Genomic DNA, 12,600 nt, shown 5'->3' with positions numbered 1-12,600 from the left:
TGACTAGGGTGTTTTTATGCGATTGTTAGTATATAAATGCAAAAGGTGTTATCATAAAAATCAGAAAGATGAGGGATGACAATGAGCCAATTGTTAACGATGAGTGAATTATCGAAGGAAGAAATTTCAGAAATCCTAAAAGATGCAGAAGATTTCGCGAATGGAAAAGAAAGAAAAGCGACAGAGCAAACATTTGTAGCAAACTTGTTTTTTGAGAATAGTACGAGAACAAGATTTAGCTTCGAGGTTGCTGAGAAGAGATTGGGATTAGAAGTATTAAACTTCTCAGCAGATTCTTCTAGCGTACAAAAAGGAGAAACGTTATACGATACGATAAGAACACTAGAATCGATTGGAGCCAAAGCAGTAGTCATCCGCCATCAGCAAGATCGCTACTTTGATGAGCTAAAAGACAAAGTAAATATCCCTATTTTAAATGCAGGTGATGGATGTGGAAATCACCCGACGCAATGTTTGTTAGATCTTCTAACAATTAAACAAGAGTTTGGGAGATTTGAAGGATTAAAGATTGCGATTGTAGGAGACATTCGTCACAGCCGAGTGGCACGCTCGAATGCAGAAGCATTAACGAAATTAGGTGCAACAATTTACTTTGCTAGTCCTGAAGAGTGGAAAGATGAAACAAATACATTCGGAACATATAGAAGCTTAGATGAACTTATTCCAGAAGTTGATGTGATGATGTTACTTCGTGTACAGCATGAGCGTCATGATCATTATGAAACAGACATCATGAAAGAGTATCATGAAAACCATGGGTTAACAATGGAACGAGAAGAACGCATGAAAGAAGGAAGCATTATTATGCATCCGGCTCCAGTAAATCGTGATGTAGAAATTGCAAGTGAACTTGTTGAGTGTAAACGTTCTCGCATATTCAAACAGATGGAAAATGGAGTTTACGTAAGAATGGCTGTTTTAAAACGCGCATTACCAAATGTATTAGGAGGAATGAAACATGAATTATTTGTTTAAAAATGGACGTTACTTAAATGAAGAAGGAACAATCGTGGCAACAGATCTTCTTGTACAAGATGGTAAAATTGCGAAAATAGCGAAAAATATTTCGGCTGAAAATGCTGAAGTAATCGATGTAAATGGAAAATTAATCGCACCTGGATTAGTAGATGTACACGTTCATCTTCGCGAACCAGGTGGTGAACATAAAGAAACGATTGAAACTGGTACACTTGCAGCAGCAAAAGGGGGCTTTACAACAATTTGTGCGATGCCAAATACACGCCCAGTGCCAGATAGTAAAGAGCATATGGAAGATTTACAAAAACGAATTCAGGAAAAAGCACATGTAAATGTACTGCCATATGGTGCAATTACAGTGCGTCAAGCAGGTTCTGAAATGACGGACTTTGAAACGTTAAAAGAACTTGGAGCATTCGCATTTACTGATGATGGAGTAGGCGTACAAGATGCAAGTATGATGTTAGCGGCTATGAAGCGTGCAGCTAAATTAAATATGGCAGTTGTTGCCCATTGCGAAGAAAATACGCTTATTAATAAAGGTTGTGTACATGAAGGGAAATTTTCTGAGAAACATGGATTAAACGGTATCCCATCAGTATGTGAATCTGTACATATTGCCAGGGACATTTTACTAGCGGAAGCGGCAGATTGTCACTATCATGTTTGTCACGTAAGTACAAAAGGGTCAGTGCGAGTAATTCGTGATGCAAAACGTGCAGGTATTAAAGTAACAGCAGAAGTAACACCACACCACTTAGTGCTATGTGAAGATGATATCCCATCTGTTGATCCCAACTTTAAAATGAACCCACCACTTCGAGGAAGAGAAGACCAAGAAGCACTCATTGAAGGTTTATTAGATGGAACAATCGACATCATTGCAACGGATCATGCACCGCATACAGCAGAAGAAAAAGCACAAGGCATTGAAAGAGCACCATTTGGAATTACTGGTTTTGAAACAGCGTTCCCATTACTATATACAAACCTTGTGAAAAAAGGAATTATCACATTAGAACAGCTTATCCAATTCTTAACAGAAAAGCCAGCAGATACATTTGGTTTAGAAACAGGACGTCTAAAAGAAGGAAGAGCAGCTGATATTACCATTCTTGATTTAGAACAAGAAGAAAAAATTGACCCAACAACATTCTTATCAAAAGGAAAAAATACGCCATTTGCAGGCTGGAAGTGTCAAGGATGGCCAGTTATGACATTAGTGGGCGGGAAGATCGTATGGCAAAAGGAGAGTGCATTAGTATGAAAAGACAGCTTATCTTAGAAGATGGAACAGTATTAATTGGAAAAGGATTCGGCGGAGAGATTGAAAAATCAGGTGAAGTTGTATTTACAACTGGTATGACCGGATACCAAGAAACATTATCTGATCCATCATACTGCGGTCAAATCGTAACATTTACGTATCCATTGATCGGAAACTATGGTATTAACCGTGATGATTTTGAATCGATTCAACCATCTGTACACGGTTTAATTGTAAATGAAATTTGCGATCATCCATCGAACTTCCGTAATGAAAATTCGTTAGATGAGTATTTAAAAGAACGAAATATTCCAGGATTATCAGGAATTGATACGAGAAAATTAACGAGAAAAATTCGTCAATATGGAACAATGCGCGGACGTCTTTGTAATATGGATGTCGATGTAGATTATATTGTCAGTCAATTAAGAGCTACAGTATTTACAGATCATGTAAAGCGTGTATCAACAAAAGATCCATATCCAAGCCCAGGTCGTGGTTACCGCGTTGTCCTTGTTGATTTCGGAATGAAGCACGGTATTTTACGCGAATTAAATAAGCGTGATTGCGATGTCATTGTTGTTCCTTACAATACATCGGCAGAAGAAATTTTACGCTTAAGCCCAGATGGAATTATGTTAAGTAACGGACCTGGGGATCCAAAAGATGTACCAGAAGCGATTGAAATGTTAAAAGGAATCATTGGAAAAGTACCTTTATTCGGTATTTGCCTTGGGCATCAACTATTTGCCTTGGCATCAGGTGCAAATACAGTGAAATTAAAATTTGGTCACCGTGGATTAAACCATCCAGTAAAACATCTTGAAACTGGAAAAGTAGCTATCACTTCTCAAAACCATGGGTATGCAGTAGAAGAGGAATCTGTAAAAGGAACAGACCTTGAGATTACACACGTTGCTTTAAATGATGGAACAGTAGAAGGACTTCGTCATAAGAAGTTCCCAGCATTTACAGTACAATATCATCCAGAAGCATCAGCAGGACCAGAAGATGCAAATGACTTATTTGAAGATTTCTTAACAATGATTGCAAACTTTAAGAAAGAAGGGGAAGAGTTATGCCAAAACGCCTAGACATTAACACAATTTTAGTAATCGGATCAGGACCAATTGTAATTGGGCAAGCAGCGGAGTTTGATTACTCTGGAACGCAAGCTTGTCAATCTTTAAAAGAGGAAGGCTATAAAGTAATCCTTGTTAACTCGAACCCAGCAACAATTATGACGGACACTGCAACAGCAGATAAAGTATATATTGAGCCATTAACACTAGAATTTGTAAGTCGCATTATTCGTAAAGAGCGTCCAGATGCAATTTTGCCGACACTTGGCGGACAAACAGGATTAAATATGGCTGTTGAACTTGCCAAATCGGGTGTGCTTGAAGAGTGTGGAGTTGAAATTTTAGGAACGAAATTATCAGCAATTGAGCAAGCGGAAGATCGCGATTTATTCCGTACATTAATGCAAGAATTGAACGAACCAACACCACCAAGTGAAATTGTCCATACACTTGATGAAGCATATGAATTTGTTAAAGAGATTGGGTATCCAGTCATTGTTCGTCCAGCATTTACGTTAGGCGGAACAGGCGGTGGAATTTGCCACAACGAAGAAGAGTTAATTGAAATTGTAACAAGTGGTTTGAAACATAGCCCAGTAACACAATGTTTATTAGAAAAAAGCATCGCTGGCTTTAAAGAAATTGAATATGAAGTAATGCGTGATGCAAATGACAATGCCATTGTAGTATGTAACATGGAAAACATCGACCCAGTTGGTGTGCACACAGGGGATTCTATTGTTGTAGCACCGAGTCAAACATTAAGCGATCGAGAATATCAGATGCTGCGTAATACGTCATTAAGAATTATTCGTGCACTAGGAATTGAAGGGGGATGTAACGTTCAGCTTGCACTAGATCCGTATAGCTTCCAATACTATGTAATTGAAGTAAATCCACGTGTAAGTCGTTCATCTGCCTTAGCATCAAAAGCGACGGGATATCCAATTGCGAAATTAGCAGCAAAAATTGCAGTCGGTTTAACATTAGATGAAATTGTAAACCCAGTAACACAAAAAACATATGCGTGCTTTGAGCCAGCATTAGACTATGTTGTTTCGAAAATTCCACGCTGGCCTTTCGACAAGTTTGAATCAGCAAATAGAACGCTTGGAACACAAATGAAAGCAACGGGTGAAGTTATGTCAATCGGACGTAACTTAGAAGAATCATTATTAAAAGCCGTTCGCTCTCTAGAACTTGGTATTTATCATCTAGAGCTAAATCACTTAAAAGAACTTGATAAAGAAACAATGAAAAAACGTATTATAAAAGCGGATGATGAGCGTCTGTTTATTGTGGCAGAAGCAATTCGCCAAGGTGTAACGAAAGAAGAGATTCACGAATGGTGCGAAATGGACTTCTTCTTCTTACAAAAAATCGAAAACATCGTAAATATGGAACGAAAAGTAAAAGCGAATGTTGGTGACATGGAAGTATTACGAGAAGCAAAAGAAATGGGCTTTAGTGATCATTACATTGCGTCTGCTTGGAATAAAACAGAATGTGAAATTTACGCTACACGTAAAGAAAATGGCATCATGCCAGTATTTAAAATGGTAGATACTTGTGCAGCAGAATTCGAATCTGCAACGCCTTACTACTACAGCACATATGGTGACGAGAACGAATCAATCGTTACAGAGCGTAAAAGTGTAATGGTACTAGGTTCTGGACCAATCCGCATCGGTCAAGGGGTTGAATTTGACTATGCAACAGTTCACTCTGTATGGGCAATTAAAGAAGCTGGCTACGAAGCAATTATTGTGAATAATAACCCAGAGACAGTTTCAACAGACTTCAGTATTTCTGATAAATTGTACTTTGAACCATTAACAATTGAAGATGTTATGCACATCATTGATTTAGAGAAGCCAGAAGGTGTTATTGTACAATTCGGTGGACAGACAGCGATTAACTTAGCGGCAAAATTAGCAGAGCGCGGTGTGAAAATTTTAGGAACATCTCTTGAAGATTTAGATCGTGCTGAAGACCGCGATAAGTTCGAAGCAGCATTAACAGAGCTTGGTATTCCACAACCGGTTGGTAAAACAGCAACAACAGTAGAGCAAGCGGTAGCAATTGCTGAAGAAATTGGCTATCCAGTACTCGTAAGACCATCTTACGTACTTGGTGGACGTGCAATGGAAATTGTGTATCGTCAAGAAGAACTGCTTCACTATATGAAAAATGCAGTAAAAGTACATGCAGATCACCCGGTATTAATTGACCGCTACATGGTTGGGAAAGAAATTGAAGTGGATGCAATTTCTGACGGTGAAAATGTATACATTCCCGGTATTATGGAACATATTGAACGCGCTGGTGTTCACTCTGGTGATTCAATCGGAGTATATCCTCCACAAAGCCTATCAGCGAAAGTGAAGGAACAAATTATTGAAAATACAATTGCACTTGGGAGAGGATTAAAGATTGTTGGATTACTAAATATCCAATTTGTAGTCTTCAAAGATGAAGTGTATGTCATTGAAGTAAACCCACGTGCGAGCCGTACAGTACCGTTCTTAAGCAAGATTACAGGTGTTCCAATGGCAAACATCGCAACGAAAGTCATTTTAGGTAAAAATCTTGTAGAACAAGGTTATGAAACTGGTTACCACCCAGAAGATAACGAAGTATATGTAAAAGCGCCAGTATTCTCGTTTGCAAAACTGCGCTCTGTTGATACAACATTAGGACCTGAAATGAAATCGACAGGGGAAGTAATGGGGAAAGATTTAACGCTTGAAAAAGCATTATATAAAGGATTAGTTGCTGCGGGAATTAGCATTCCAACACATGGATCTGTCATTATTACAGTTGCGGATAAAGATAAAGAAGAAGCGATTGAAATCGCAAGACGCTTCCATGAAATTGGCTATAACTTATTGGCAACAGCAGGAACAGCAAAATCGTTAACAGAGCAAAACATTCCGGTGCAAGTTGTAAATAAAATTGACTCTGAAGATTACAACTTACTTGATATTATTCGTCAAGGAAAAGCACAGTTTGTTATTAACACATTAACAAAAGGAAAACAACCAGCGCGTGATGGGTTCCGCATTCGTCGAGAATCTGTGGAAAATGGTGTAGCTTGCTTAACATCACTTGATACAACAAGAGCAATTTTACGAGTACTAGAATCTATGACGTTCTCAGCTCACACAATGAAAGAAATCGCGCCAACAACGCGTCACGAGGTGGTACATGCATGATGCAAAAGCAAAATATGATCGTCGTTAACCAAACAGAAATCGCAAAAAACATTTATGAATTAGTGCTTCAAGGTGATCTTGTACAGCAAATGAACGAACCAGGGCAGTTCGTACACATTAAGGTAGCAGAGGGGATTACCCCCCTTCTGCGCCGCCCAATTAGCATTTGTAATGTCGATCAAGAAAAAAACGAATTTACAATGCTATATCGTGCGGAAGGACAAGGAACAAAAACATTAGCAAAAAGAAAACAAGGTGAATTAGTAGATGTATTAGGACCACTCGGACATGGATTTCCGGTAGAAGAAGCAGAAGCTGGACAAACAGCTCTATTAGTAGGAGGCGGAATTGGTGTGCCACCACTTTATGAGCTATCGCAACGCCTTGTTGCAAAAGGGGTACGTGTTATTCACATCTTAGGATTTCAAACGAAAGATGTTGTTTTCTATGAAGAAAAGTTTGCAGAACTTGGTGATACGTATGTTGCAACCGTTGATGGTACACATGGTACAAAAGGGTTTGTAACAGATGTAATAGATAACTATGGAATTGACTTTGATATTTTATACTCATGTGGACCTTTAGCAATGCTGCGTGCATTAGAAGGGCGTTATAAAGAGAAAAAAGCCTACATTTCACTAGAAGAACGTATGGGATGCGGGATTGGAGCATGTTTCGCGTGCGTATGTCACTTACAAGAAGATCCAAGCGGACATTCTTATAAAAAAGTGTGCAGCGATGGACCTGTGTTTCCAATCGGGGAGGTTGTACTATGAACAGATTACAAGTTGAATTACCAGGATTATCATTAAAAAATCCAATCATCCCAGCATCTGGTTGCTTCGGATTTGGTCGTGAATATGCTCAGTTTTATGATTTAAATGTACTGGGCTCAATCATGATTAAAGCAACGACGGAACAACCACGATATGGAAATCCGACGCCACGTGTGGCGGAAACACCAGGTGGTATGTTAAATGCAATCGGGCTTCAAAATCCAGGGCTAGAAAAGGTAATGGGCTCTGAATTACCATGGTTAGAACAATTTGATCTTCCAATTATAGCGAATGTTGCAGGTTCACAAGTTGAAGACTATGTAGCAGTAGCAAAGAAAATTTCAAAAGCACCGAATGTTCATGCACTAGAATTAAATATTTCTTGTCCCAATGTAAAAACGGGAGGTATCGCTTTTGGTACAAATCCTGAAATTGCTGCTGATTTAACGAAGCGAGTAAAAGAGGTTTCTGAAGTGCCGGTATATGTGAAATTGTCACCGAACGTGACAAACATTGTCGAGATTGCGAAGGCAATTGAAAATGCAGGTGCGGACGGGTTAACGATGATTAATACATTGCTTGGTATGCGTCTAGATTTAAAAACAGCAAAACCAATTTTAGCAAACCGTACAGGCGGACTATCAGGTCCTGCAATTAAACCGGTAGCAATTCGCATGGTACATGAAGTAAGCCAAGTGGTTGATATTCCAATTATTGGAATGGGTGGTATTGAGTCAGCAGAAGATGTTATTGAATTCTTCTATGCTGGTGCAAGTGCAGTTGCGGTTGGTACAGCAAACTTTGTTGATCCGCTCGTATGCCCAACCATTATTGAGGAATTACCATCGTTATTAGATGAATTAGGATTTGGACACATTTCGGAATGTCAAGGAAGGAGCTGGAAACAAGTATGTCAAAGTCGCTAATTGTTGCACTAGATTTTCCAGGGAAAAAAGAGGTAGAACAATTTTTACAACACTTTGAAGGGGAAGAGTTATTTGTCAAAGTGGGTATGGAATTGTTTTATAAAGAAGGCCCAGCAATTATTACGTACTTAAAAGAAAAAGGACATAAAATATTTCTAGATTTAAAACTTCATGATATTCCAAATACAGTAAAAAGCGCTATGCGCAGCCTAGCTAGTCTAGATGTTGACATGGTAAATGTTCATGCTGCTGGGGGGAGCAGTATGATGAAAGCAGCGCTTGAGGGATTAGAGGAAGGTAAGCAAGAAGGAAAAGAGAGACCGATTTGTATTGCAGTTACACAATTAACAAGTACTTCGGAAGTTATGATGAAAAAAGAGATTGGCATTGAGAAAACGTTAGAAGAAGCGGTTGCTCATTACGCAAAATTAACGAAAGAAAGTGGACTTGATGGCGTTGTATGTTCAACGTTGGAAGTACCAAAGTTACGTGAAGTATGCGGAGACGAATTTGTAACAGTAACACCGGGGATTCGTCTTGCAAGCGATGATGTGAATGACCAAGTGCGCGTAGCAACACCTAAACGTGCAAGAGAACTTGGTTCAAGTTACATTGTGGTTGGACGTAGTATTACAAAAGCAGAAAATCCGCTTGAAGCATATCAAACAGTAAAACAACAGTGGGAAGGTGTAACAGTATGAAAAAAGAAATCGCATCGCATTTATTAGAAATTGGAGCAGTATTTTTACAACCAAATGATCCATTCACTTGGTCTTCTGGTATGAAATCGCCAATTTATTGTGATAATCGCCTAACTTTATCGTACCCAAAAGTACGTCAAGCAATTGCGGCGGGATTAGAGGAATTAATTAAAGAACACTTCCCAACTGTAGAAGTTATTGCAGGAACAGCAACTGCTGGTATTGCCCATGCTGCATGGGTAAGCGATCGTATGAATTTACCAATGTGCTACGTACGTAGTAAAGCAAAAGGTCACGGTAAAGGAAACCAAATTGAAGGAAAAGCGGAAAAAGGTCAAAAAGTAGTTGTAGTAGAAGATCTTATTTCAACTGGTGGTAGTGCGATTACTTGCGTAGAAGCGCTTCGTGAGGCAGGTTGTGAAGTATTAGGAATCGTATCAATCTTCACATATGAGCTTGAAGCAGGAAAAGAAAAACTAGCGGCAGCTAATGTAGCGTCATATTCTTTAAGCGACTATAGCACATTAACTCAAGTGGCGGAAGAAAAAGGTATGATTGGACAAGCTGAAATGAAAAAACTGCAAGAATGGCGCAAAAATCCAGCTGACGAGGCTTGGATTACAGCGTAACACGAAAAGAACGACTGCGGGGAACGCGGTCGTTTTTTATCATCGTTAAAACTTCATGTAAAGAAGATATAGTAGGAGCATCGCACTTGAGTTGCGAGTTATCCCGATTTAACTATATTTCTTGCCTTCTAACTGCTGTACTACTCATTGCATCAGTCTCTAATCGATTGCCAATAATAGCAATCTTTCATTTCGAAGTGTTAAATTTTTCAATTTGTTGTTTCTCATTATCTTTACCAATTCCTGATTAATAACTACTTAGCACTTTCCGCAATTTCATATCCTCTTACAAACAAGAGGGTCATGTAAGAAATAATAAATGAGAAGATGCTGTACATGCCAACCCAAAAGAAAAATTTTGGAGTAAAGGAGATAACACCTATTATTAAAAAGCTAGCAAACGTTACAATGGGCATTACGTAATATGTTTTCGTTCTACGTGTTCCCATAACAGAAACGATAAAGATAAGGAATGGACAAATTAATAAGACGAAAATCAATTCATTCATAATTACGTCTCCTTTTCGAATTGAAGTAATCTGTTTTTCGTAAACGCTTTAAAATAAATACTCTCTTAATATAATTTCGCTAACATATAAATAATCCCTTTTGCAAGTCAGTAATTTATGATGAATTTTATAATAAAAAAACGTAGGCAAGAGAATGCTTGCTTACGTTATAGAATAAACATCGCAACGATCGTGTTGACAATTAAGCCAATTGCAACTGGTAAAAAGTTTCGGCATGTAAGTTCAAACGGATCGACTTTACAAATCGCAGCGGCAGGAATAAGCGCCCAAGGAATTAAAGCACTGCCCCCAAGTCCATATTGTAGCGATTGGTCCAAGTGCTGTTAATGTAGTTGTTCCATGACCAAGTGCTGTGCCGAAAAGGTTTGCAATCGATCCAGCAAGAGAAATGCCTGAAAAACCGGATCCGTCTAAACCAGTAATAACGCCAACGATACTTAATGTCCCAGCTGATACGTATTGATTTAAAGGAACAGTTTGAGATAAGGTGAAACTTTAATCAGTGAAGGATGAAAAACATTGACTTGAATTGCACTGTATATACATACTGTCAATCTTTTTGCCGATATATAAAGTGAGAAACGAAAGATATTATGAATTAGTTAATGGGGAGAGGAGGTAATGGAAAGGAATACAAAAATGCGTTGCTTATAAGCAGCGCATTTTTGTATATTTAAGCTTTTAATTTCATTACAGTGTCAGCATCAGGCGTTACATATAGTGTTTGTTGATGATCATATGTAACAAACCCAAGCTTTGCACCACTTGGTTTTTTGACGTGGCGAATTTTCGTGAAATCTACAGGAACTGAACTAGAATTTTTCGCTTTACTGTAATACGCTGCAATTTTCGCAGCTTCTAGTAATGTTTCTTCCGACGGTTCTACAGAGCGAATGACCACGTGAGAACCTGGTATATCTTTCGTGTGTAACCAGATTTCATCACGACGCGCAAATTTTGTCGTCAAATAGTCATTTTGTTTATTGTTTTTGCCAACTAAAATTTCGGTTCCATCACTTGCAATATATTTATCTAATAATGGTTTTGTTGGCTTTTTCTTTACATGTTTCGCTTTGCGGTTACGAAGGTATCCTTCTTCAGCTAGTTCTTCACGAATTTCTTCGATATCTTTTGAAGAGGCGGCGTCCATTTGTTGAAGTAAGCTGTCAAAATAGAGAATCTCTTCCTTTGTTTTTTCAATTTGTTCTTTGACAATTGCCACAGAATTTTTTGCTTTTTGATACTTTTGGAAATAGCGCTGTGCATTTTCTGAAGGTGTTTTAAATGGATCTAATGTAATCGTTACTGTTCCGCCATTTTCATCGTAATAGTTTATAACTTCCACTTCTTTGTCACCTTTTTTGATCGCGTATATATTCGCTGTTAAAAGCTCTCCAAACAATTGATATTTATCCGCTTTTCCAGCATCTTGTAATGTTCTTTTTAGCTTGATTAATTTCTTTTCATTTTTCGCCTTCTCATTATGCATAAATCGCTCTAAATCATGAGCTTGTTGTTTGACGCGATCTCGTTCTGCTTTACCAAAGAAGAATCGATCTAATAATTCACTAATGGATAAGAAAGTCTTTTCAGTTCCTTGCAAATGAGAAAGTGGAAATAGATAAAAGAACTCTTTTCCGTTCGCAGTAATCATTGTTGGTATATATTGATGTTCTTTTAATGGCTTTTGTAAGCTGAAGAAAGCTTCGGATACTGCTTTTTCATTTACCATACCAGCTTTTTTGACCACTTCTTTTGCAAATAGTGGAGAAATTCCCATGAAAGCTCCGACAAGTTGTTGATCCATATTTCCAGATAGGAAGTCCAGCGGCCGAATCAATTCTTCTTCTGTTTCAATGTATAGTGGATTGATTTTATGTTGTGCTGGTGGTGCAACGTATTCAGCTCCAGCATATACAGTGCGATGACGATTTACTGCTAAAGAAACGTGTTTCAAACTATCTAAAATCATATTTGTTTTTTCGTCTACCAAAATGATGTTACTATGGCGCCCCATTATTTCAATGATTAATGTTTTTAGTGATTCATCGCCAATTTCATTACGGCTACGGACAGTAATTTGAATAATTCGTTCTAAATCGATTTGCTCGATTTTTTCAATAAATCCTCCCTCCAAATGTTTGCGAAGTAACATGCAAAACATGGGTGGTAATGCTGGTGAATCATAATTTTGTGTTGTTATATGCATACGAGCATATGTCGGATGAGCAGACAGAATTAATTTTTGATTTTTTCCATGCGCGCGAATATGTAATAAAATTTCATATTTTGAAGGTTGATATATTTTTGAAATTCTCCCCGTTTGCAGAGAATTTGAAATCTCATGCGTAATCGCTCTTGTAAATAATCCATCGAATGCCATGATGAACACTCCTTTCTAACTAAATATTAATTATAGCATTTTTTTGGACGAGGCTGAATAAGCTTTCATTAGAGCATGTCTGCAATCAGGAG

At 38.1% G+C, this 12,600-nt stretch carries 10 protein-coding genes and 2 pseudogenes; 8 read left to right on the top strand and 4 right to left on the bottom strand.

Annotated elements, in window-relative coordinates; genetic code table 11:
• The first annotated feature begins 81 nt into the window (after window positions 1-81).
• Genes BCER98_RS12845 through pyrE form a run of 8 tightly spaced genes read left to right on the top strand, consistent with a single transcriptional unit; the run spans window position 82 to window position 9,595 of the window.
• Window positions 82-996, top strand: a complete 915-nt coding sequence (locus BCER98_RS12845) for an aspartate carbamoyltransferase catalytic subunit (RefSeq protein ID WP_012094979.1) — start codon at window positions 82-84, stop codon at window positions 994-996.
• Entirely contained in the window at window positions 980-2,266 is a 1,287-nt protein-coding gene (gene pyrC, locus BCER98_RS12840) for a dihydroorotase (protein WP_012094978.1), read from the top strand. Before BCER98_RS12845 ends, pyrC begins: the two co-directional genes overlap by 17 nt.
• Window positions 2,263-3,360 (top strand): carbamoyl phosphate synthase small subunit, encoded by a 1,098-nt coding sequence (locus BCER98_RS12835; protein WP_041809918.1) that lies wholly within the window; start codon window positions 2,263-2,265, stop codon window positions 3,358-3,360. The genes pyrC and BCER98_RS12835 overlap by 4 nt, the downstream gene beginning before the upstream one ends.
• A complete protein-coding gene (gene carB, locus BCER98_RS12830) occupies window positions 3,345-6,563 on the top strand; it encodes a carbamoyl-phosphate synthase large subunit (protein WP_012094976.1) in 3,219 nt (1,072 codons plus the stop codon). Before BCER98_RS12835 ends, carB begins: the two co-directional genes overlap by 16 nt.
• Window positions 6,560-7,339 (top strand): dihydroorotate oxidase B electron transfer subunit, encoded by a 780-nt coding sequence (pyrK, locus tag BCER98_RS12825; RefSeq protein WP_012094975.1) that lies wholly within the window; start codon window positions 6,560-6,562, stop codon window positions 7,337-7,339. The genes carB and pyrK overlap by 4 nt, the downstream gene beginning before the upstream one ends.
• Window positions 7,336-8,265, top strand: coding sequence for a dihydroorotate oxidase B catalytic subunit (pyrD, locus tag BCER98_RS12820; RefSeq protein WP_012094974.1), 930 nt, complete (start codon window positions 7,336-7,338; stop codon window positions 8,263-8,265). Before pyrK ends, pyrD begins: the two co-directional genes overlap by 4 nt.
• Window positions 8,250-8,966: an orotidine-5'-phosphate decarboxylase gene (gene pyrF, locus BCER98_RS12815; RefSeq protein WP_012094973.1), complete on the top strand. Its 717-nt coding sequence runs from the start codon at window positions 8,250-8,252 to the stop codon at window positions 8,964-8,966. Before pyrD ends, pyrF begins: the two co-directional genes overlap by 16 nt.
• Window positions 8,963-9,595: an orotate phosphoribosyltransferase gene (pyrE, locus tag BCER98_RS12810; RefSeq protein WP_012094972.1), complete on the top strand. Its 633-nt coding sequence runs from the start codon at window positions 8,963-8,965 to the stop codon at window positions 9,593-9,595. Before pyrF ends, pyrE begins: the two co-directional genes overlap by 4 nt.
• Here the strand turns inward: pyrE and BCER98_RS21245 are convergent.
• The 4 genes and pseudogenes from BCER98_RS21245 to BCER98_RS12800 form a co-directional block, all read right to left on the bottom strand.
• Window positions 9,585-9,795, bottom strand: a pseudogene (locus BCER98_RS21245) (hypothetical protein); the annotation flags it as partial. The gene pyrE and the pseudogene BCER98_RS21245 overlap by 11 nt on opposite strands.
• A gap of 54 nt (window positions 9,796-9,849) precedes the next feature.
• Window positions 9,850-10,104, bottom strand: coding sequence for a YbeF family protein (locus BCER98_RS12805; protein WP_012094971.1), 255 nt, complete (start codon window positions 10,102-10,104; stop codon window positions 9,850-9,852).
• Window positions 10,105-10,271: 167 nt separating this feature from the next.
• Window positions 10,272-10,611: pseudogene (locus tag BCER98_RS21240) on the bottom strand (MFS transporter); the annotation flags it as partial.
• Window positions 10,612-10,798: 187 nt separating this feature from the next.
• Window positions 10,799-12,508: an Rqc2 family fibronectin-binding protein gene (locus BCER98_RS12800; RefSeq protein ID WP_012094970.1), complete on the bottom strand. Its 1,710-nt coding sequence runs from the start codon at window positions 12,506-12,508 to the stop codon at window positions 10,799-10,801.
• Window positions 12,509-12,600 lie beyond the last annotated feature (92 nt).

It is taken from the genome of Bacillus cytotoxicus NVH 391-98 (assembly GCF_000017425.1).
In the GTDB taxonomy this organism is placed as follows: Bacteria; Bacillota; Bacilli; order Bacillales; family Bacillaceae_G; genus Bacillus_A; species Bacillus_A cytotoxicus.
The sequence above is the reverse complement of the archived record's forward strand: the minus strand, read 5'-3'. Positions and strand labels throughout refer to the sequence as shown.